Origin of the sequence: Nocardia barduliensis, from assembly GCF_013315795.1 — a bacterium.
GTDB lineage: Bacteria > Actinomycetota > Actinomycetes > Mycobacteriales > Mycobacteriaceae > Nocardia > Nocardia barduliensis.
In genome coordinates, this window is record NZ_JABLTE010000034.1 from 15,616 (window position 1) to 37,455 (window position 21,840).

At 69.5% G+C, this 21,840-nt stretch carries 20 protein-coding genes; 11 read left to right on the forward strand and 9 right to left on the reverse strand.

What is annotated here, in order from left to right:
- Positions 1–2: 2 nt before the first annotated feature.
- From HOV91_RS16590 to HOV91_RS16600, 3 genes are all read right to left on the reverse strand, one after another.
- A complete protein-coding gene (locus HOV91_RS16590) occupies positions 3–737 on the reverse strand; it encodes an HD domain-containing protein (RefSeq protein ID WP_174186299.1) in 735 nt (244 codons plus the stop codon).
- 30 nt (positions 738–767) lie between these two features.
- Positions 768–1,712, reverse strand: a complete 945-nt coding sequence (locus HOV91_RS16595; protein ID WP_174186300.1) for a GlxA family transcriptional regulator — start codon at positions 1,710–1,712, stop codon at positions 768–770.
- Between the two features lie 87 nt (positions 1,713–1,799).
- Positions 1,800–3,011 (reverse strand): NupC/NupG family nucleoside CNT transporter, encoded by a 1,212-nt coding sequence (locus HOV91_RS16600; protein ID WP_174186301.1) that lies wholly within the window; start codon positions 3,009–3,011, stop codon positions 1,800–1,802.
- Positions 3,012–3,429: 418 nt separating this feature from the next.
- Between HOV91_RS16600 and HOV91_RS16605 the strand changes: the two genes are divergently transcribed.
- The 5 genes from HOV91_RS16605 (at position 3,430) to HOV91_RS16625 (ending at position 9,591) form a co-directional block, all read left to right on the forward strand.
- On the forward strand, positions 3,430–4,482 hold the full coding sequence (locus HOV91_RS16605) for a Gfo/Idh/MocA family protein (RefSeq protein WP_174186302.1): 1,053 nt from the start codon (positions 3,430–3,432) through the stop codon (positions 4,480–4,482).
- 84 nt (positions 4,483–4,566) lie between these two features.
- On the forward strand, positions 4,567–5,457 hold the full coding sequence (locus tag HOV91_RS16610; protein ID WP_174186303.1) for a bile acid:sodium symporter family protein: 891 nt from the start codon (positions 4,567–4,569) through the stop codon (positions 5,455–5,457).
- Positions 5,458–5,543: 86 nt separating this feature from the next.
- Positions 5,544–7,208, forward strand: coding sequence for a serine/threonine-protein kinase (locus tag HOV91_RS16615; protein WP_174186304.1), 1,665 nt, complete (start codon positions 5,544–5,546; stop codon positions 7,206–7,208).
- 534 nt (positions 7,209–7,742) lie between these two features.
- Positions 7,743–8,537: a M50 family metallopeptidase gene (locus tag HOV91_RS16620; RefSeq protein WP_174186305.1), complete on the forward strand. Its 795-nt coding sequence runs from the start codon at positions 7,743–7,745 to the stop codon at positions 8,535–8,537.
- A 148-nt stretch (positions 8,538–8,685) separates the two neighbouring features.
- Complete coding sequence (locus tag HOV91_RS16625) at positions 8,686–9,591, forward strand: DUF5995 family protein (protein ID WP_174186306.1); 906 nt, start codon at positions 8,686–8,688, stop codon at positions 9,589–9,591.
- Between the two features lie 47 nt (positions 9,592–9,638).
- On the opposite strand, the gene HOV91_RS16630 is transcribed toward HOV91_RS16625, so the two are convergent.
- Complete coding sequence (locus HOV91_RS16630; RefSeq protein WP_217440584.1) at positions 9,639–10,112, reverse strand: gluconokinase; 474 nt, start codon at positions 10,110–10,112, stop codon at positions 9,639–9,641.
- A 166-nt stretch (positions 10,113–10,278) separates the two neighbouring features.
- Here HOV91_RS16630 and HOV91_RS16635 point away from each other — a divergent pair, with 166 nt between their 5' ends.
- A complete protein-coding gene (locus tag HOV91_RS16635) occupies positions 10,279–11,199 on the forward strand; it encodes an LLM class F420-dependent oxidoreductase (RefSeq protein WP_174186308.1) in 921 nt (306 codons plus the stop codon).
- Positions 11,200–11,208: 9 nt separating this feature from the next.
- On the opposite strand, the gene HOV91_RS16640 is transcribed toward HOV91_RS16635, so the two are convergent.
- Positions 11,209–13,230, reverse strand: coding sequence for a CocE/NonD family hydrolase (locus HOV91_RS16640; protein ID WP_174186309.1), 2,022 nt, complete (start codon positions 13,228–13,230; stop codon positions 11,209–11,211).
- A gap of 196 nt (positions 13,231–13,426) precedes the next feature.
- Between HOV91_RS16640 and HOV91_RS16645 the strand changes: the two genes are divergently transcribed.
- The 5 genes from HOV91_RS16645 (at position 13,427) to HOV91_RS16665 (ending at position 17,498) form a co-directional block, all read left to right on the forward strand.
- Positions 13,427–14,332, forward strand: a complete 906-nt coding sequence (locus tag HOV91_RS16645) for a dienelactone hydrolase family protein (protein WP_174186310.1) — start codon at positions 13,427–13,429, stop codon at positions 14,330–14,332.
- A 200-nt stretch (positions 14,333–14,532) separates the two neighbouring features.
- On the forward strand, positions 14,533–15,531 hold the full coding sequence (locus tag HOV91_RS16650) for a PQQ-dependent sugar dehydrogenase (RefSeq protein ID WP_438822674.1): 999 nt from the start codon (positions 14,533–14,535) through the stop codon (positions 15,529–15,531).
- 92 nt (positions 15,532–15,623) lie between these two features.
- On the forward strand, positions 15,624–16,070 hold the full coding sequence (locus HOV91_RS16655; protein WP_174186312.1) for a MarR family winged helix-turn-helix transcriptional regulator: 447 nt from the start codon (positions 15,624–15,626) through the stop codon (positions 16,068–16,070).
- A 2-nt stretch (positions 16,071–16,072) separates the two neighbouring features.
- Positions 16,073–16,495: an organic hydroperoxide resistance protein gene (locus HOV91_RS16660; RefSeq protein ID WP_174186313.1), complete on the forward strand. Its 423-nt coding sequence runs from the start codon at positions 16,073–16,075 to the stop codon at positions 16,493–16,495.
- A gap of 16 nt (positions 16,496–16,511) precedes the next feature.
- On the forward strand, positions 16,512–17,498 hold the full coding sequence (locus HOV91_RS16665; RefSeq protein WP_174186314.1) for a zinc-binding dehydrogenase: 987 nt from the start codon (positions 16,512–16,514) through the stop codon (positions 17,496–17,498).
- Here the strand turns inward: HOV91_RS16665 and HOV91_RS16670 are convergent.
- The 4 genes from HOV91_RS16670 to HOV91_RS16685 form a co-directional block, all read right to left on the reverse strand.
- Positions 17,486–19,045: a phytoene desaturase family protein gene (locus HOV91_RS16670; protein WP_174186315.1), complete on the reverse strand. Its 1,560-nt coding sequence runs from the start codon at positions 19,043–19,045 to the stop codon at positions 17,486–17,488. The two genes, HOV91_RS16665 and HOV91_RS16670, sit on opposite strands and share 13 nt — an antisense overlap.
- 161 nt (positions 19,046–19,206) lie before the next feature.
- Positions 19,207–20,064, reverse strand: a complete 858-nt coding sequence (locus tag HOV91_RS16675; RefSeq protein ID WP_174186316.1) for a hypothetical protein — start codon at positions 20,062–20,064, stop codon at positions 19,207–19,209.
- Positions 20,061–20,864 carry a MerR family transcriptional regulator gene (locus HOV91_RS16680; RefSeq protein WP_174186317.1) on the reverse strand — a complete coding sequence of 268 codons (804 nt, stop codon included), beginning with the start codon at positions 20,862–20,864 and terminating at the stop codon, positions 20,061–20,063. The genes HOV91_RS16675 and HOV91_RS16680 overlap by 4 nt, the downstream gene beginning before the upstream one ends.
- 275 nt (positions 20,865–21,139) lie before the next feature.
- Positions 21,140–21,838: a DUF8020 domain-containing protein gene (locus HOV91_RS16685; RefSeq protein WP_174186318.1), complete on the reverse strand. Its 699-nt coding sequence runs from the start codon at positions 21,836–21,838 to the stop codon at positions 21,140–21,142.
- Positions 21,839–21,840 lie beyond the last annotated feature (2 nt).

Consider the following 21,840-nt stretch of genomic DNA (forward strand, 5'->3'; position numbering starts at 1 on the left):
CGTCAGTCGCCCCAGGCGCTCATCGCCAGGATCCCGTCCCAGGTGAGCGTCGGCAGTTCGGGATGGCGATCGCGCAGGAGCACGTCGGCCATGCTCCCCGGCGGCGCCTTCCGGGGGTTCGCCAGGGCTTGGGCTTCGATCGCCGCGCCCAGCGCGCGGCTGCCGCCCAATCGCGGGTACGCGGCGTGCACCAGATCGGCGTACCCGGGCGGCAGGTCGGTCGGGGCGCCGCCCACGTCGAGGCCGATTCCGTCTACCGCGATCCACGTCTCCGGCGGCCTGCGGCGGCGCCAGACCGGCGAGTCGGTGAAACCGGAGGTGTGCGCGGCGATGGCGTCCCAGATCGTGTCCACCCTGGCGTCGGTGACGCCGTTGTCCTCGAGGAATCGCGCGGCGCGATCGGCGCCGTCGATCTCGAATCTCTGGTCGTCGCCCGCGCCATCGGCCAGGCCGAGGTCGTGCAGTACGCAGATGAGATACATGGTCTCCTCGTCGTAGTCCGCGCCGGGCCGCAAGCCTTGCCGCTCGGCGATCGCACGCCCGAAGAAGAAGCCCCGCACGCTGTGGTTGCGCAGCGCCGGGGGGAGTTGGGCGGTGACGAGTTCGTTCGCTCTGCCGGCCAACGAGGTCGGCGGGTGTTGCAACGTGAAGTGCTGTGCGGCGGCGGTTTTCGCAGCGACAGCGAACGCACTTGCGGCGATGCCCGCGCCCAGCGCGGCACGACGAGACAAGGACATGGTCGAACTCCTGGTGAGTGAAGGGTGCGATCAGCGCGCGGGCGCGCGAAAGCGCCTGCGGTAGTCGCTCGGCGCGGTGCCGAGCAGGTCGAGAAAGGTGCGGCGCATCGTCTCCTCGGAGCCGAACCCGCTGCGCCGGGCGACCGCCGTCATCGGCTCGTCGCCGGATTCGAGCAGCGCCTGGGCGGCTTCCAAGCGGGCCTGCTTGACGTAACGCCCTGGCGTCATGCCGATCTCCTGCCGGAACAGGCGGCTGAGATGGCGTTCGCTCAGCGCGGCGCGGGCGGCCATGGCCGCCAGGCTGTGGTCGGCGCACAGGTCGGCGATCACCGCGTCGACCACCTGGCGCAGACCGTCGGTGCGCGGCGTCGGAATGCTCGTGCGCACGCTGAACTGCGACTGGCCGCCGGGCCGGTGCAGGAACACCACGAGATGTTTCGCCAGCGAGCGCGCGAGTTCGGCGCCGTGCTCCTCCTCCACCAGCGCCAGTGCCATATCGATGCCCGCGGTGACGCCCGCGGACGTGACGATCGGCCCGTCGCGCAGATAGATGGCGTCGGCGTCGACCCGCACGCGCGGAAACCGCTGCGCCAGTGCGGCACAGGCCAGCCAATGCGTGGTGGCGCGCCGCCCGTCCAGCAATCCGGCCTCGGCCAGCACGAACGCGCCGGTGCACACCGAGGCCACCCGCCGCGCCGCGCCGCCGACCGCGCGCACCGCGTCCACCAGCGCCGCCGGAACGTCGTCCTGCGGCGGGTATCCCGGCACCAGCAGCAGGTCCACCGGTGCGCTCAGCTCGCCCAGCACACCGTCGACGCCGAGCGGTACACCGACATCGGTGCGCACCGGAGCGCCGTCGGGCGAGGCGAAGCGAATCCGGCGCCCGGCCCAGTGCAGCACCTGCACCGGTCCGGCGACGTCGAGCATCAGCACCCCGTCCGATACCGCGACCACGACGTCACCGCTTGCCTCCATGAGCCCAGTCTCGAGCCGCCGAGCCGAGTCCGCAAGGACACGCAACCCACAGATACGGACAGACGGACGCGATCTGAGCGCCGCGCTCTAGCTCAGGAGGCCGACGATGGTGGCGGACAGGAAGCTGACCAAGGTCGCGCCGTAGAGCAGGCGTAGTCCGTTGCGGGCGATGACGGTGCCCTGTTGCGCGCTGAGACTGCGGACGGCGCCGGTGACGATGGCGATGGTGGCGAAGTTCGCGAACGACACCAGGTAGGTGGACACGATCGCGACGGTGCGCTCGGACAGTCCGGCCTTGTCGCTGTTCAGTTCGTGCATGGCGACCACCTCGTTGGAGACCAGCTTGGTGCCCATGAATCGGCCCGCGGCCGCCGCCTCGTCCCAGGGGATGCCGGTCAGCCAGGCGAAAGGCGCGAAAACGTGCCCCATCACGTCCTGGAACGTGGTGCCGTGGAACACGGCGGCGAAGACGCCGTTGACCATGGCCAGCAGGGCGATGAAGCCGATCAGCATGGCCGCCACGGTGAAGGCGACCTTGAAGCCGACGAGGATGTAGTCGGTGAGCATCTCGAAGAACGACTGCCGCTTGCGACTGTCGGCGATCTCCTTCCCGAGCAGCTCGTCGTCGTCGGCGGCCGTGACCGGGTAGGGGTTGATCAGCGCGCACACCACGAACGCGCCGAGCATGTTCAGCATGATCGCCGCGATCACGAACTTCGGGTCGATGAGCTGCATGTAGGCGCCGAGGATGGCCGCCGAGACCGTCGACATCGCCGAGGCGGCCAGGGTGTACATCCGCTGCGGCGGGATGTCGTCGAGCATGGCCCGCAGCGAGATGAACACCTCGGACTGACCGAGGATGACGGCGGCGACGGCGTTGAACGATTCGACCTTGCCGAAGCCGCTCACCCACGACAGCAGCAACCCGAGGTACTTGATGATCAGCGGCAGTACCCGCACGTGTTGCAGGATGCCGATCAGCGCGGAGACGAGCACGATCGGCATCAGGACCGCGAAGAGGAACGCGGGCCCGCCGCTGCCCACGGTCGGAAGGTCGCCGAACACGAACGCCGTGCCCTGTGCCGCGTAGCCGAGTATGCGGTCGAAAGTGTCGCTGATCGCGCGGATAACGCTGCCCCCGATGCCGGTTTTCAGCAGCAGGAAACCGAGTGCGATCTGCAGGATCAGCAGGACCGCTATCCGCGGCAGCCGACGGCCCGCGGCGCGGCGGTCGGAACTGGGTAGCCATGCCAGCAGCAGGAAGCACACCAGCCCGCCGACCCCGATCAGATGATGCACGCGCACCTCGGTTGCGATGGCGTACAGCAGCTATTGGGAGCACCTCTCATGTCGGTCTATGGTGCGGTGTCTCCACACCTGAGAAGCCCTATGTAAACCCCTCCCGACGAGCGTGCCTTCGCGTCGAGCCCCACAGCAGGTGCACGCGCGATGACCCGGCCGGGCCGCGCACCGACTGCCACCCGGCCACGAGCCGCCCGGACCATCAGATTTCCGGGCGGCTCGGGCATCATCGCGACGGCTCGGGCGCTACTGTCGCGGCGCGCGCGACGGACCGCAGGGCCGGGCGAAGTTCGTGGCGTCGGTGACCTCGGCCGGGACGCGCTCGGTTACCGAGTTCGTACCGTGCGGCTGCTGGTCGACAAGGACGACCCCGGTGATCCCTGGTGTAGTCGCCCCGCGGCGGTAGCGTCGGGGCATGAGCATCCTCGAAGTCGCCGTGCTCGGCTACGGCTTGGCCGGAGCGGTTTTCCACGCTCCGCTGATCGCCGCGCAGCCTCGGATGCGGGTGGCGGTGGTGGTGACATCCTCGGCGGAACGCGCCGAGCGCGCTCGCGCCGAACATCGGGGCGTGCGCGTGGTGTCGGATGCCGATGAGCTGTTCGCCGCACCGGCCGGGATAGACCTGGCGGTGATCGCGACACCGAACCACACGCACGCGCCGCTGGCCCGGCAGGCGCTCGCGGCCGGTCTGCCGGTGGTGGTCGACAAGCCGTTCGCGGTCTCAGTGGACGACGCCGAGGACCTCATGGCCCGCGCGGAGCGCTCGGGCCTCGCGCTGTCGGTCTTCCAGAACCGGCGCTGGGACGGCGACTTCCGGACCGTGCGGGAGCTGGTCGAGGCCGGGAAGCTGGGCCGGGTACGGCGTTTCGAGTCCCGGTTCGAGCGCTGGCGTCCGGTGCCGAAAGGCGGCTGGCGGGAGGTCGGCACGGAGGCGGAGGGCGCGGGCATTCTGCTCGACCTCGGCAGTCACCTGGTGGACCAAGCCGTGACCCTGTTCGGCCCGGTGGCTTCGGTGTATTGCGAGCTGGACCGGCGGCGCGAGGGGATCACAACCGACGACGACGCGTTCGTCGCGCTCACGCACTCCGGCGGTGTGCGCTCCCACCTCTGGATGAGCGCCGTCGCCCCGCAGCTCGGACCACGTTTCCGGGTACTCGGATCGGAAGCCGCGTATGTCACCTACGGGTTGGACCCGCAGGAGGAAGCGTTACGGGCCGGTCGCCGCCCGGACGACCAATTGCCCTGGGGCACAGTTGATGCCGAGCGCTGGGGCGTGCTCGGCGCGGAACCCGACTTCGCCCCCGTGCCCACCGCGCCCGGCGCGTACCCCGCGTTCTACTCCGCGATGGCCGCCGCGCTACTCGACGGGACGCCCGTTCCCGTCGACCCTCGCGACGCCGTCACCACCCTGCGCCTGCTGGCGAAAGCGCGGGAGTCGGCGGCACGGGGTGTGACCGTCACCGTCTGACCTGGGCTGGCCACCTGCGCCGCGAGTCGATAACGTCGGTCCCCGGGATCGGCCGGTCCGGCCGCTCGGCGGAGAGGAGACCCCATGGGCGCAACGGTTTTCGCGGTACTGCTGCCGCTGGCGCTGGCCTTGGTGATGTTCGGGCTCGGGCTGACCTTGACCACAGCGGATTTCGCCCGCGTGCTGCGGTACCCGAAAGCGGCGGTGATCGCGCTGGCGTGCCAGATGCTTCTGCTTCCCGCGCTGTGCCTGGGCATGATCTACCTGTTCGGACTCGAAGGCGCGCTGGCCGCGGGCATGCTGCTGCTCGCGGCGTCGCCGGGCGGAGCGTCGGCGAACCTGTTCAGTCACATCGCCGGAGGCAATGTGGCGCTGAACATCACGCTCACCGCGATCAATTCGGTGCTGGCGGTGTTCACGATGCCGGTGGTGGTGGCGCTGTCCTACGCCTTGTTCCTGGAGGACGAAGCTTCGGTGGGCCTGCGGCCGGAGAAGTTCGCGCAGGTGTTCGCCATAGTGCTGGTGCCGGTGGCGCTCGGCATGGTGGTGCACCGGCGGTTCCCGGAGTGGTCGCTCCGGATGCGCGGCGCGGTGAAGATCCTCTCCGTCGTGGTCCTCGCGCTGGTGATCGCGGCCGGGGTGGGCGCGAATCTGGACACGCTGACCGAGCACATCGGGAAGCTGGCCTCGATCTGCCTGTCGTTCGCCGTGCTCAGTCTGGCCATCGGCTACTTCCTGCCCAGGCTGTTGCGGGTGGAGACCGGTCAGGCGATCGCATCGGCCATGGAGATCGGCGTGCACAACGCGGCGCTGGCGATCGCCGTGGCCGCGTCGGTGCTGCACAACGAGACCATGGCCGTTCCCGGGGCGGTGTACGGCGTACTGATGAACATCCCCGCGGCAGCCGCGGCGTATCTGCTGGCCAGGCGGGCGCGGCGGGAGCAACCGGCTCCCGCGCCGAGCATGGCGCGGTAGCGGGCAACAGGCTGCCCGGACAAGGGCGTCCGCGATGAGTAGCCTCTCGGAAGATCGACGCCCATTCGAAGGGAGCCAGCTGCGCCATGCAACCGCTCGGCACGAACGATCCGGCGCGGATCGGTGACTACCGTCTGCTCGGCGTGCTCGGCGCGGGCGGCATGGGCCGGGTCTATCTCGGACGGAACGCGGGCGGGCGCACCGTCGCGGTCAAGGTCATCCGCCCGGACATGATCGACGCGGAATTCCGCCAGCGTTTCCGGCGCGAGGTGGCCGCCGCGCGCCGGGTCGGCGGACAATTCACCGCACCGGTGCTCGACGCCGACGTGGACGCCGATCCGCCGTGGCTGGCCACCGGTTACGTGGCCGGATTCTCGCTGGCCGACGCCGTCGACCGGTACGGGCCGTTCACGGAGAACGCGCTGCTCGTGCTGGCGCACGGGCTGATCGAGGCATTGGTGGCGGTGCACGGAGCCGGGGTGGTGCATCGCGACCTCAAGCCGTCCAATGTCCTGCTGGCCCTCGACGGTCCCAAAGTGATCGATTTCGGCATCGCCCGCGCTGTCGACGACAGCAAGCTCACCACGACCGGAAAGGTCATCGGCTCACCGGGATTCATGTGCCCGGAGCAGGTGACCGGCGATCCGGCCGGCCCGCCCGTGGACGTCTTCGCCTTGGGCGGCGTGCTCGTGTTCGCCTCGACCGGCCACGGACCGTTCGGCGTCGGCGACGCGGTGCAGATGCTGTGGCGGGTGGTGTACGAGGAGCCGCGACTCGACGACGTACCCGAACGACTGCGCCCACTGGTGGCGGCCTGCCTGACCAAGGACGCCGCGGCCCGCCCCACTCCGGACCAGCTGCTCGCCCAGCTCACCGCGCTCGGCATCCCCGATCGCGGCGGCTGGTTGCCCGCGCCGGTAATCGAGGAGGTCAGCCGCCGCGCGGTCGAGTTGCTGAATTTGGACTCCGGCCCGTTCCACCGTCAAGAGGTTCCGGCGCTCCCTGATCCGGTGCGCACCGCCGACACGATGGTCCGTCCTCCCGCACCGCCGGATCCGCACAGCGACCACGGCCGATCGGCGCCCACGCAGCTACGGCTACCAGGCTCGCCACAGCTGTCTCCCGCGTTCCTCGCACACCAGACCCATCCGTCCGCGCACCACGGTTCGCCCCGGCTCGGTTCGATTCCCGCCGCCGCACCCGCACCGCGCCGCCCCGGACGCGCCCTGCTCATCGCGGGCACGCTCGTCGTCTGCGTCGCCGTCGCCGTAGCGGCGTTCGTGGTGGGTGCCCAGCTACGAAAGGACAATTCGAACGATTCGATCGCCCAGAGCGGCACCCGTACTTCTGCGGCTACCGCCACCCAAGCTGTCGACACGAAGCCGACCAGCAGCAGCCCTTCCGACACGAGTATTCCGGATGCTTTCGTCGGCGAGTGGAAAGGCGTCGCGAAAGACCTTCTCGGCAGTTATGACATCGTACTGACAATCAATCCAGGACACATCGGCGAACAAATCGGAGAATCGACCAACACCGGCCGGATCGTGGGCTTGCAATGCGGGCGCGCCGAAACCCTGAATTCTGCCGCCGCGAACACCGTGACACTCACCGCAAAACTTATCCGAGACCCCGGTGGATGCAACGACGACGGCGCGACCTCCCGTTTGGAGTTGCGTCCGGACGGGAGGATTTCTTACCGAACTCAGGGCGTGGCCGGCGATATGACCGGAATACTCGATCGAATCGCGTAATTCGTCACATCTGGGGTTCTGCCCACAACCTCGAGATCGATGAGTCGTCTTACGGTCGGCAGATTGCGCCCCAGCGCCTTACCACATCCGGACTTCGCCCCAGCTGTCCCGTGACATACAGCTCGCAGCAGTAGTTTGCATATTCCGGTATGTTGATATCGACCGGTGACATGCAATACTCCGCTGGCGTTTCCGCCGACGCAGGACCGATTTTACCGCCGGCTCCGAATGTGGACGTTGCTACGGCCAACCCGAGGACAACCACAGTTATCACTCGCTTCATGAGTCTTTCCTCCCCTTGAACCACAGTGGCCGAATTGTGCATCCCGAGCGCGACCTCAGGGAACACCGGAAAAATGACCACCATTCGTCAACTTACACGTGAGCTCGTATCCGGTGCAACGCTTTCAACGTTGCGCGTGGTCAGGCTCATGGTTGAGCAGAGCGTGTGCACTGAGGACATGCCGCTCGGAGTGCCGGGAGCGGGAACGCATGCCCCGAGCGCGGGCGGCGGCGGGCGGTTAAGGTGCGGCGGTGGACAGAGCGGAATTCTTCGAGCGGGGCGCTTCCATCGCCGACCGTCTGACGACGACTCAGGCGCAACCGCCGTGGTGGCTGGTGGCGGCGGCCGCGGTGGCGGCGCTCGTGCTGGTGGGTTACACCCCCATCTGGCGGTTCACCCGGAATATCGTCACCATCGCGCACGAAGGCGGCCACGCCGGGGTCGCGCTGCTCACCGGCCGCAAGCTCAACAGCATCCGATTGCATTCGGACACTTCGGGACTCACCGTGTCGAGCGGGAAACCCTACGGGCTCGGGATGATCCTCACCACCATGGCGGGTTACCCCGCACCGGCGCTGCTCGGGCTCGGGTTCGCCGCCCTGCTCGGCGCGAGCCGGATCACCCTCATGCTCTGGACCGCCATCGCCCTGCTCGCCGCGCTGATGATCAAGATCAGGAATATCTACGGCGCCATCACCGTGCTCGGTCTCGGCGCGGTCGTCTTCGTCGTCTCCTGGTTCGGGACCGACACGCTGCAAGCCGGATTCGCGTATCTGGGCGCGTGGTTCCTGCTGTTCGCCGGGACGCGTCCGGTGATCGAGCTGCAAAGGGGTCGTTCCCGCCAGCAGCGCGCCCGCTATCACGACGTCGACTCCGACGCCGATCAGCTCGCTCGGCTCACCCGCCTGCCCGGCCTGCTGTGGGTGCTGGTGTTCGGCACGATCGCCGTGGGTTCGCTGGCGGTCGGGGCGTGGCTGCTGGTCTCCGCCATCGCCGAGGTGTGCCTGCCCGGCGCGCCGTCCGGCTCCTGCTTCGCCACCCGCTGACCGCCAGGGCCGCGCTGCGGCGGGCGATCGGCTCGGTTACGCTCGAATCCCACTGTGTGCGAATGCCTTACCCACGGCAGTGGCACATCGCCGGACGCATCCACGTCGGCCACAGCGGTAACGCGATCCCACGACCTCCGGAGCCAGCATGGCAGTCATCCTCGCGCGGACCACGCCTGCGCGGCCTCTCCTCTCGGCGCTGACGCTGGTCGTCGCGATTTTCCTCGCCGTTATCCCCGCCGGGGCGGCGACCGCTTCCGCCACGCCCTGCGGCACAGCGTTGACCCCGGCCGAGGAAGCCACGATCACGCAGCTGTCCGACACCGGTTCGCTGACCGGTTCGTCGCTGCGTCGGCTGGAGCAGGCCGTCGACCGGCACCGGCGGATCACCGAGATCCTGGTCCGCCACCGCGACCTGCGCGGCGTGTTCGGCCTGGGGCTGGACGCGGTCGAACGAGCCGCCGTGCTGCCGCTCCAGCGCGACCCCGCGGCGTTCGACGACCCGGAATGGGCGCATCGGATCAGTCTCGAACTGCTGTCGCGATTCCTGCGCACGATGCACGCCGAATTCACCGGCGCACCCACCGAGCCGCACTGGGCGCACTACTTCGGCCTGAGCCGCCGCTGCGAACTGTCCCCCGCGCGGATCGCGATGGCCGGATACAACGCGCATCTGACCGTCGACCTGGCGTATTCCGTCGCGGCGGTCGGCAGCACCGCCGCCAACGCGGCCGACTATTTCCGCATCGTCGACGCGATCGCCCAGCAGGGCGCGCTGATCGTCGAGCGGACCAAGGCGGTCTACGGCGGCGACCTCGGGCCGCTGTGGCGGTTCTACTTCCTCGGCGAGGGCTTGGACGCGGCCCTCGGCCCTGGCGCCGCGACCGGTCCACTGCTGCGCCTGGCCGACGCAGGCGCCAACGTCGTCATCTTCGGCAACGGCTTGGCCCTGCAAGATCCGGCCCAGGCGCCCGCGGTCACCGCCGAGATCGACACGCTGTGGCGCGGTATCGATCTCGCCTTCGAAGCCCTGTCCGGCCTCGGCGGCCTCTAGCCCTACCCGCGGCGCTTGCGACTCAGTGCCGGAACTCGCCTGACAACTCACCTCTCCAGCGCCGCCACGGCTTCCCGGACCAGGTCGTCGGGGGATCGTGTCCCGTCGACGGTGCTGCCGTTCTCGTCGGGCTCGAGCGGCTCCAGGGTGGCCAGTTGCGAATCGAGCAGGCTCGGCGGCATGAAGTGCCCGCGCCGGGCGGCCAGGCGGCGCTCCAGTTCGCCGCGCGGCAGGTCAAGGTGCAGGAAGAACGCGTCGGGAGCGGACGCGCGCAGCCGATCGCGATAGATCCGCTTCAGGGCGGAGCAGGTGAGCACGGCTCCCCGACCCGAACGCTCGGCCAGCCATCCGGCCAGGGCGTCGAGCCAGGGCTCGCGATCGACGTCCTCCAGCGGCGTCCCCGCCGTCATCTTCGTGACGTTAGCGGCCGGATGGAAGTCGTCGCCTTCGGCGTAGTCGACGCCGAGCACGTCGGCCAGACGGGTGCCCACCGTCGTCTTCCCCGACCCTGATACCCCCATCACGACGATCGGTACCTGGTGCACTCGAACCTTCTTCCCATTCGGCCGCCTCACCGGCTCGGACACCGCCCTTCCGTCCGTGTTCCACCGACTGCGCGCGGCGCTCATCGCTCGCACCTACGACGAGGCGCGATCCGCACCCGCCGAACGGCTAGGGTCGGAAGACATGGAACTACGCATCTTCACCGAGCCGCAGCAGGGCGCGAGCTACGACACCCTGCTCACCGTTGCCAAGGCCGCCGAGGACTTGGGATTCGACGCGTTCTTCCGCAGCGACCACTATTTGAGCATGGGCGGCGCCGACGGGCTGCCCGGCCCGACCGACGCCTGGATCACCCTCGCCGGACTGGCCAGGGAGACGAAGCGGATCCGCCTGGGCACCCTGGTCACCGCCGCCACCTTCCGGCTGCCCGGCCCGCTGGCGATCCAGGTCGCGCAGGTGGACCAGATGTCCGGGGGCCGAGTGGAATTCGGATTGGGCAGCGGTTGGTTCGCCGAGGAGCACGCCGCGTACGGCATCCCGTTCCCCGCCGACAAGTTCGCCCGGCTGGAAGAGCAGCTGGCCGTCATCACCGGGCTCTGGGCCACCAAGCCCGGCGACACCTTCAGCTACGACGGCGAGCACTACCAGCTCACCGACTCCCCAGCCCTGCCCAAACCGGTGCAGGACCCGATACCGGTGCTGATCGGCGGGCAGGGCGCCACCCGCACCCCGCGGCTGGCCGCGCGGTACGCGAGCGAGTTCAACATGCCGTTTTCCTCGATCGAGGACAGCGCGCGGCAGTTCGGCCGGGTGCGCGCCGCCGCGGAGGCCTACGGCCGCCCGGCCGACGACCTGGTCTACTCCAACGCGCTGGTGGTCTGCGTCGGCGCGAACGACGCCGAGGTGGCGCGCCGAGCCGCGGCCATCGGACGCGAGGTGGACGAGCTGAAGGCCAACGGCCTGGCCGGTTCGCCCGCCGAGGTGGTGGACAAGATCGGCCGATACACCGAGATCGGCACCGGGCGCATCTACCTGCAAGTGCTCGACCTCAGCGATCTCGCCCACCTCGAGCTGATCTCCGCGCAGGTGCAGTCGCAGTTGTGAGGGCCGGGTTCAGCCCAGCGGACGGTTCGTCGGCACGATGGCGAAGCTCGGCGCCGACGGATCCAGTTCGAGGTGCTGCGGCCGCAATGCGGTGTTGTTGAGCATGGGCCGGAAGGCCAGCGCCTTCGGCGAGTTACCGGCGAAGACGTCGATCCGCAGCCGATGACCCGGCCGCAGCACCGCCTGCGTCGGAATGACCGCGATGTCCAACGCCACCGGCTCCCCGGGGACGACCGGCTGCACACTGTCCAGCGTGATCGGATTGAACGGTTCGGTCAGGTCGCCGGTCGGAGTGCGGCTGCTCTTCTGCTCGTCGACGGCGCGCAGCGAGGCGGTCAGCTGTCCGGTGGTCAGCACCTTCGAGGTTCCGTCGGGCCCCACGTCGTTGACCGTGACGTTCCAGTACCCGTCCGTGGCCTCGTGCACGGTGTTCAGATGCACGTTGATCGGGCCGGAGATGACCGTCGGCTCGGTCATCGGCGCACTGGTGAAGGTCAGCGCGTTGCGCTCGGCGATGCGCGAGTCTTTCGCGCACACGTCCACCACGGCGGCCATGCCGGCCGAACCCTGCGCGGTGTCGCGGGAACACGCCACGGCGAGGCCGGGTGACACCGTCAAGGTCTGCCGCTCGTCGGGCACGGTCATCGTCAGCGATCCGTCGTGCACCGCCTTCCCTGCGGTGCCGCTCGGCGCGGCCGACAGATACACGCGACGATGGTTGAGGTCCTTCTGCGGGAACTGCCCGAGGGTGATCCAGCCGCCGCCCTGTTCCCACACGGTGATCGGCCCGAAGTCGCCCAAGCCGTGGTCCACGTCCTTCAACCACTTGTCGAACCACACCCGTTGCAGCACGTCGAGCCGTGGCGGTGCACCGGGAACGCCCGTTCCCGCACCGGGATTCGCGTGATAGGTGTCGCCGACGACCAGTTGCTTGTGCCCCGCGGGCAGCGGAATCGCGTTGTACAGCTTGGTCGCGCTGTTGGCGAAGATGTCGTGCCAGCCGCCGTAGACGAAGGTGGGCACCGTGACGCGCTCGGGATGCCCCTGGATGCCGCGGCGGAAGTAACTGTCCTCGTCCAGCGCGTCGGCCAGCGCGGGCGGCACGTGGTCGAGCGAGGGGGTGAGCAGCGCCTGGGCCAGCAGATCGACGTTGCTGGCCGGATCGGACATCCGCTCGTGCAGCCACGCCCAATCGAAGGTGCCGTTCAGCATCGACCGCACGTCGGGAATCAGTTTCAACTGGTTGACCGTGTTGAGCCACATCGGAAGGAACGTCGTCCCCACGCCTCCGCCCGGCGCGACGACATCGCGCATGAGATCGCTGCCCGGCTCCACGGGGAAGATCGCGCGCAGCGGGGCAGGGGCGTTCTCGGCGGCGCGCAGCTGGTTGATACCCGAGTACGAGCCGCCGCTCATCCCGACACGGCCGTTCGACCACGGCTGCGCGGCCGCCCACTCGATCACCTCGCGGGTGTCGAGCTGTTCGCGTTCACCGAGCGTGTCCCACGACCCCTGGGAGAAACCTGTCCCGCGTACGTCCGCGATGACCTGGGTGTATCCGGCACGGATCAGGTTGCGGTCCAGACCGAGCACCGTCTGCACGGTGCCGCCGTCGACCGCGTGCAGCAGATCGCCGAAACCACTGATCGGCGTGCGGGCGAGATTCACGCGGTTCACCAGCCGCACCGTCAGCGGTTGCAATCCGGGAGCCGCCAGCGCCGAGTCGATCAGATTGGTCATGAGCTTGGTGTAGGGCGTGAGGTTCACGATGGTGGGCAGCGGCTGCTGCTCCACCTCGCCGCCTCGCTTCACCGGCCGGTAGACGTTGGCCTTCAGCACCACGCCGTCGCTCATCCGGATCGGGACATCCCAGTCGATGTGCACGTCGGCATACGGCTGCGGACCGTCGTGCAACGCGGTCCACCGCACGCTGTGCGCGTCGGGGGACGGCTCCGCCGCGGCGGGCGCCGACCCGAACCCCACGGTCGCCAGTACCGCGGCCGCGGCCGCCACCCGGATCGCCCTGATCATCGCTAGTCCCACCACACGCCCCGATCCATTTCGCTCCCTCGGCCGGTAGCCGGACCGACCATCGATCGCCCGATCGAGCGCCAACGTAGCAACCATCCGGCGAATCTCACGGGAGGTCCGGTCGGGTCGGTTTGTCGCGTGCCAACAGCCGGTGAACGCCGCGCGCGGGGGGACGATCCGGCTTATCGTTGGGCTCATGACGCCGCTGCAGCGCTATATCGCGGAGGAGATCGCCACCGATCACGCCGACGGCATCCTCACCCGGCGAGAGGCACTGCGCAGGCTGGGTCTGCTCGGGCTCGGCGCCACCGCCGCGGCCGCCCTGCTGGCCGCCTGTGCCGACACCGGCACCGACACCGGGAGCACCGATTCGGCGCCATCCCCGGCCACTCCCTCGACGCCACCGGGTTCGGCCGCCGCGCTTCCGACGACCGCCGTCGCCTTCGCCGGACCGGGCGCGACGCCGTTGCAGGCCGCGTGGGCGGCGGCGCCGCAGCCACGGGGCGGGGTGCTGGTCGTCCATGAGAACAAAGGACTCACCGACCACATCCGTTCGGTGGCAGGACGATTCGCCGGCGCCGGATACTCCGCGCTCGCGGTCGACCTGCTCTCCGCGCACGGCGGCACCGGCGCGTTCACCGATCCGGCCGCGGCGACCGCGGAGCTGAGCCGTATTCCGCAGGAACAGCTCGTCGCCGACTTGCGCGCCGGGCTCGACGAACTGCGGCGCCGGGTGGAGGGAAAGAAGCTCGGCGCCACCGGCTTCTGCTTCGGTGGCGGCCTGACCTGGTTACTGCTCACCGCGGGCCCGGCACCGCTGGCCGCCGCGACCCCCTTCTACGGACCGTTCCCGGACAACGGCGATCTGGCCGCGTCGAAAGCCGCGGTGCTCGGCGTCTACGCGGCGAACGACGCCCGCGTGAACGCTTCCCGGCCCGCCGCGGAGGCGGCACTGGCCCGCTCGGGCAACCCGCACCAGATCTTCACCGCACCCGACTCCGAGCACGCCTTCTTCAACGACACCGGTCAGCGGTACAGCGCCACGGCGGCCACCGAAGCCTGGCGTCGCGTATTGGACTGGTACGGAACGTATCTCGGCTGATGCCTGGCGAACCCGGCCCCTCCCGCGCTGCGCGAGCGCCCCGCCGGGGCGCAGCTGACGAGCGGCGACCACGAGGCCGGGTCGCGAAGGTGATCGGGCGGTCGCCGCTCTCGCGCGCGGCACTGGCCTCGCTCCTCCTCGCGGCGGCACTGGCGGCATGCGGCGAGGACCCGGCTGGACCGACGAGCTCTCCGCCTACGGTGCCGGGCACCCTCGCGCCAAGCGATCCCACCGGGCGGCCCGACCTCGCTGCCGCCGAAGAGATCGCCGGGGACATCGACGTGCCGTGGGGCCTGGCCTTCCTGCCCGACGGCGCCGCGCTGGTCGCCGAACGGGACTCCGGACGGATATTGCGCGTCGCCGCGGGCCGCGCGCCCGAGCAGGTGTACCAGCTGCCCGGCGTCACCGCCCGGGGAGAAGGCGGGCTGCTCGGGCTCGCCGTCGCGCCGGACTACGCCGAAAGCCGTTATGTCTACGCCTATTTCACCGCGACGACGGACAACCGGATCGTCCGGTTCCGGCTCGACGGGCAACCGGAGGTGCTGGTCGCCGGAATCGCGAAGGCCGGTAACCACAACGGCGGGCGGATCGCGTTCGGGCCGGACGGCATGTTGTACGCCGGGACCGGCGATGCCGGGGAAGCCGAGCGGTCCCGGGATCCGGCCGATCTCAACGGGAAGATCCTCCGGTTGACTCCCGAAGGCCGCCCCGCGCCGGGCAATCCGTTCCCCGGCTCACCGGTCTACAGTCTCGGGCACCGCAACGTGCAGGGTCTGGCCTGGGACCGGGCCGGGCGATTGTTCGCGGCGGAGTTCGGGCAGAACCGATTCGACGAGATCAACCTGATCGAGCCCGGCCGCGATTACGGCTGGCCCGAGGTCGAGGGCGCGGGCGGCACCGACCGCGGTTTCACCGATCCGCTGCTGACCTGGACCACCGCCGAAGCCTCGCCCTCGGGCATCGCCATCGCCGGGGAGACCCTCTACGTCGCCGCGCTGCGCGGCGAGCGGCTCTGGACGGTGCCGCTCGAGAACGGCCGCGCGGGGGAGCCCCGCGCCGAGTTGCGCGACCGGTACGGCCGATTGCGCACCGTCGAGGTCGCGCCGGACGGAGCGTTGTGGCTCACCACTTCCAACACCGACGGCCGGGGTGACCCCGAGAGCGGCGACGACCGCGTACTCCGTTTCCCGGGGCGCTGAGCCGAGGCCGGTTCCCGCACTGCCCGCAACTGTGACGAGCACAACTCGGTAATTGGTTGTGCACAACCAAATTGACCACTACATTATTGCTCATGACCGATCACCTCTCCCTGGACGAGCAGCTGTGCTTCCCGCTCTACGCGGCGTCCCGGGCGATGACCGCGGTCTACCGCCCGAAGCTGGAACGGCTCGGGCTCACCTACCCGCAGTACCTGGTGATGCTGGCGCTGTGGGAACGCGACGAACGCAGCGTCGGCGATGTCTGCCATGCGCTCGATCTGGATTCCGGGACGCTTTCCCCGCTGCTCAAGCGGTTGGAGGCGGCGGGCTTGATCGAGCGGCGGCGTTCGTCGGCCGACGAACGCCGCGTCGACATCCGGCTCACCGAGCGGGGGCGCGCACTGCGCGCCGAGGCAGGCGACATCCCGGCCCAGATGGCCGAGGCCAGTGGCCTGTCCATGGACGATGTCGTCGCGTTGCGCGGCATCCTGCACCGCCTGACCGACGCGCTGAAGTCTCAGCTGAACGAAGGAGAATAGACATGCGGATCCTCTACACCGCCGAGGCACTGGCCAGCGGCGACGGACGCAACGGCCACGCGCGCAGCACCGACGGCAAGATCGACGTCGACCTGTCGGCGCCCAAGGAAATGGGCGGCGACGGCGCGGGGACCAACCCCGAGCAGCTGTTCGCCGCGGGCTACGCGGCGTGCTTCCATTCGGCGCTGCGCCTGGTCGGCAAGCAGGCCCAGGCGAACATCGATGACTCCGCCGTCGGCGCGAAGGTCGGCATCGGCCCGAACGACGCCGGCGGCTTCGGTCTCGCGGTTACCCTGGAGGTCTCGCTCCCCCATCTGTCCCGGGAGGACGCGCAGGCGCTCGCTGACAAAGCACACCAGGTGTGCCCGTATTCCAACGCGACCCGCGGCAACATCGACGTCCAGGTCCTTGTCGCAGACGACTGATCGTTGAGGAGCGATTATGCGTGCGGTAGTCATCGAACGATTCGGCGAACCGAAGGACGTGCTGGCCACCGCCGAACGGCCGGTGCCGGAACCCGGCCCCGGCCAGGTGCGGCTCGCGCTCATCCTCTCGCCGATCCACAATCACGATCTGGCGATCGTGCGCGGCGTGTACGGCTACCGCCCCGACCTGCCCGCCATCCCGGGCAGCGAGGCGGTCGCGCGGGTCGACGCGGTGGGTCCCGGGGTCACCGACATGTCGGTCGGACGGCGGGTGACGGTGTCCGGCGCGCAGAACGTCTGGGCCGAGTATTTCGTGGTCCCGGCTCGCCAGGTCATCCCGCTGCCCGACACGATCTCCGACGAGACCGCGGCCCAGCTGCTTGCCATGCCGCTGAGCGCGCTGATGCTGATCGAAGACCTCGAGCTGCGCTCCGGTGAGTGGCTGGCGATCAACGCGGCCAACGGTGCGGTCGGCAGGCTCGTCAACGTCTTCGCCCGGCAGCGCGGCCTGAACGTGCTGAATCTGGTGCGCGGCCCGGCCTCGGTCACGGCGCTGCGCGAACTCGGCTACGAGCCGGTACTCGACACCTCCAGCGAGGGCTGGCGCGACCAGGTCGAAGCGGCGACATCGGGCGCTCCGATCGTCCGGGCCGTCGATCAGATCGGTGGACGCGCGGCGGCCGACGAGCTGGCTTTGCTCGCGCCGGGCGGTCAGCTGATCTCCTTCGGCGCGCTCTCGGGTCAGCCGCTGGCGCTCGATCCGGGCCGTCTCATCTTCGGGCAGACCGTGGTGAAAGGATTCTGGGGCGCCAAGCGGATCGAGGAGATCGAGGCCGAGCACCGCGGACAGCTCATCAGCGAATTGATCGACCTCGCGGCCCGCGGCGTGCTGCGACTGGACATCGAGGCCGCCTATCCGCTGGAAGCGGCCGCCGAAGCCGCGGTCGCCACCGAGACGCCGGGCCGCGCCGCCAAGATCGCGCTGCGCGCTCAGCCCGCCTGACCGGCGTCGAGCACGGCCATCGCGGCGTTGTGCCCGGGGATGCCGCTCACCCCACCGCCCCGGATCGCGCCCGCACCGCACAGGTACACGTTGCGGTGGCCGGTCGCCACGCCCCACCGGACGGCGGGGTCGGCCCGGTCGGCGTCCTCGGGGAGATAAGGGAAGGCGAGGTCCCGGTGGAAGATGTGTCCGCCGGGTAGACCGATCTCGCGTTCGAGTTCGAGGGGCGTCTTCGCTTCCAGGCAAGGCGCGTCGTTCTCGTCTGTCGCCAGGCAGTCCGCGATCGGTTCGGCCAGCACCGAATCCAGTTGCGCCAGTGTGGCTCGCACGATCTCGTCCTTTGCCGCCTGGGGGTCGGCGGCGAAGAGTCGGGCACGAGCGTGCAGGCCGAACAGCGTGAGGGTGTGTGTCCCCCGCGCGGCCAGTTCCGGTGCCAGGATCGTCGGATCGGTCAAGGTATGGCAATAGATTTCGGCAGGCGGCGCGGACGGGATACGACCGATCGCGGCCTCGCCGTAGGCTCGGTCGAGTTGGGCGTACGACTCGCCGACGTGGAAAGTACCGGCGAATGCCGCGCGCGGATCGACTTCGGCGTCGCGCAATCGCGGCAGACGGCGCAGCAGCATGTTCATCTTCAGCTGTGCGCCTTCGGGTTTCGGCGGCGGGGGCTCGCCGAGCAGCCCGGCGAGGGTATACGGGGCGACGTTCGCGAGGACGTGGCGGGCGCCGACTTTTCCGTCCGGGTAGTGGACTTCCGCCGCGTCGCCATCGGTGTCGATGCCCGTCACCGCACAGCCGGTGCGGATCTCCGCTCCCGCCGAGCGCGCGGCCTCGGCCAGCGCGTCGGTGAGCGCGCCCATGCCGCCGATCGGCACGTCCCAGTCGCCGGTGCCCCCGCCGATCACGTGATAGAGGAAGCAGCGATTCTGCCGCAGCGACGGATCGTGCGCGTGGGTGAAAGTGCCGATCAGCGCGTCGGTGAGCACCACGCCGCGCACGACGTCGTCGTCGAAGGTCGACTCGATCGTCTCGCCGAGCGGCCGCTCGAACAGCGCCTCCCAGGTGGCCGCGTCGTCCACGATGTGCCGCAGCGCCTCTTCGGACGGCAGCGGCATGGTCAGCGTGGGAAAAATACGTCGCGCCAATTGGTTCGTGGTCGCGTAGAACCGCTGCCAAGCACGGAATTCCCGATCCGAGCCGGTCAGCCGCGCGAAACTCGCCGCCGTCGGCGTCTGCTGGGACGAGACGAGCAGACCGCCGTCGCCGACCGGCGTGTAGGACGAGACCGACCGCCGCCGCGTCTCGAACCGCAGGCCCAGATCCTGCACGATCGAGCGCGGCAGCAGGCTCACCAGATACGAGTAGCGCGACAGCCGCGCGTCGACGCCCGCGAAAACCCGCGCCGACACCGCCGCGCCCCCGGTATGCGGCTGCCGTTCCAGAACCAGCACCGACCGCCCGGCCCGCGCCAGATACGCGGCGGCCACCAAACCGTTGTGACCACCGCCGACGATCACGACATCGTAGGAGGAGCGCGTCGGCGTCATCCGTTCTCGATAGCACGATCGGGCGCTGGACGACAGCGACACCGCCGACAACGGGGAAGAATCCATCTGAACCGATCCCGGGTCGTTCCGGGGCTCGACGACTACTCAGGTTCGGTCACTCGCCGCGAGCAATCCGAGCCACCCGAGACTTGCTGCTCGGCTCATGTTCGGTCGAGGGACGCGTGGGCACGCAGTACCGCGACGGCGGAAATCGGGTCCTCGGCGAAGTAGCGGAAGGTGCGGGCCTCTGCCTGCTTGCCCAACGGGCGGGTGAATGCGATCGGTTCGGTGAGTTCCACGGTGACCGACGTCTGGCCGGCCACGGCGAGGTCCGCGCCCGCGTTGCCGTCCACGGCCGCCAGCGCAGTGTCGGGGTATCGGCGTTGGACGCGGGCGGATGCTATGCGGTGGGCGGGGATTCGGATGTCGAGCAGCGCGCCGTAGCGCAGCCGCAGCGAGCCGTCAGCGCCGATCACGTGTGGACGTACGACACAGGAGGCATGCAGAGCGATGATGAAGAACGCTCCCCAGACGTCGAGGGCGAGGACGATCGTGTGCACCACGGCCCATGGGATGAGGTACGCGAGAGCCACCGTCTCCACGACACAGACGACAAGGAAGCCGTACATGACGGCCGCCTGCCCGGAGGCGTACGGCACCGCCGTGTCGCCCTCGCGCACACCGTGCGGCCCACGGCGAGCCACCCAGCGCAGAAAGCTGGTGAGAAGACTCGACTCGTGCACGATGAGCCTGCGCACGACCACCGGAATCGAATCCGCCACGGCGGCGGAGACGGCATGGCGCCGGGTCAGGGCGGCGCGCCGGTGACGGCGATAGTCGAGAGCCAGGAGGACAGCCGCGGCCGTCGTCACGGCGAACACCGCCAGTTCCACGGCCGTGCGCACGAGCGGTGGGATGCGTACCCCCGACACCAGGCAAACCAGCAGCACCAATTCGCCGGGCACCACTGCCGCGCACGACCACCGCACTGCCCTGCGCAGTGCCCGTAGCCGCTTCACCGGGCCGGCTCTTGCAGCAGCTGGATGGCGCGGCGGATCGCCCCGGCCTGTGCGGGCGTGAAATCGGCGAAGAACGCCTGCGCGAAGCCGCTTTCGCCCATCTCATTCAAGTGCGGGCCGCCCGGGACACCCATCGCCTCGAGCAGCCCCTCCGGCATGCTGTCGACAATGGCACGGGCGGCCGTCTCCACCCGGGGATCGCTCTCCGGCGCCCCCGACAGTTCATCGAGCTGGGCATAGACCTCGTACGCCCGCGCGATAGTCTTCGGATCGGACTTCAGCGCGTGCGTCAGCGCGTCGAGCCTGCTACGGTCACCGCCCGCGGCGCTGGACTCCAGTAGCGCCAACAGCTCGCGGTCCTTGACCGCCATCGCGGGCTCGGGGCCGGGATGCTGGGCACGGGCGCGCGCCATGTCCTCGAACAACGCGGCGAGCGCTGGAGAGACCGGCGCATCGACGGACAGCCTGCCGCCTTCCTCCGCCTGCCGCAGCAGCTGCGCCAGGCGGGCGCGCCGCTGCCGAATGGACTCTTCCTGGCGAGCCATATCCGCGTCGAGCTCGGCGAGCACCTCGGCCAAGTCCTTGCCCGCGTCCTCGGCCAGGACATCGCGGACCTCGTCCAGGCTCAATCCCAGTTCGGTGAGACGGCGGATGCGGGCCAGCTCGACAGCGTCGCGCAGCGAGTACCGACGGTAACCGTTGGCCTGACGCGGGGGTTCGGGCAGCAGCCCGATGCGATGGTAATGCCGCACGGCGCGTGTGGTGATGCCCACGACATCAGCCAGTTCTCTGATCCGCATGACACCAGTGAAAACGTTGTCGCCGCGACAATGTCAAGCGCGGGTCTTCGCCGCCGCCACGCGGGAGGCGCCTTCCGCCCATGTGCAGAGCGATGATGATTCCGGTTCAGGCATCCCACGATCGCGACGCCCCGGCTGCGAGCCGCCCCTAGTGGGGTCCACCGCTGTACACCATTTTCGTCCGGTACCCGAACGTGGAAGACCCCGCCCGGCGCTGAAACCGGACGGGGTCGGGTGTCCCCCAACGAACGAGGCGTCGGGTTCTTCTCCACTACCTACTTCGCCGGGGCCGGCGGAGGCTGGTTGATAGTGGTGAAGTACTGGATGGCGGCGCCGATGGCGACCGGGGCGGTGACCAGGATCTGGCCCGCGATGGTGCCCAGGGCGCCGATCGCGATGATGCCGCCGAGGCAGCCGATGGCCGCCGCCGGGATGAACGCGCCGAACAGGCCGACGATCGCGGCCGACGCGACGGTCGCACCGGCGATGCCGCCGAGCACGCAACCGACGGCGCCGCCGCCGATGCCGCCGACCAGGGTGCCGATGGTGGCGCCCATGGCGATGGTGCTGGTCATGCGCGACCAGGCGGCCTGTTCACGGTCGTATTCGTTCTTCCACGGCGCCTTGTCCTCGAACGGCAGGGCGACCGGCTTGTAGGCCGCGTGCGCCATGTCGAACTGGGGGGTCAGCGTGGCGGTGCGACCGGCGATATCGGCCACGATCGGGAACTCGAACTCGTCGACCCGGAACTTCAACGGCATGCCGGTGAGCACGGTGCCGTTGGCGGCCTTGACCTTGAAGACACCCTCTTCGACCACCATCGAACCGGCGTCGGTGGTGACAATGGACTGGGTGTCGGTGGCGTAGGCGGTGAAGTCGACGGCGTCGTCGCTGTCGGGCTGCGCACCGGCGGAGCCGGAGACGATCCCGACTGCGGCGACCAGCCCTGCGGCCACCGCAACGATTTTCCTCATCC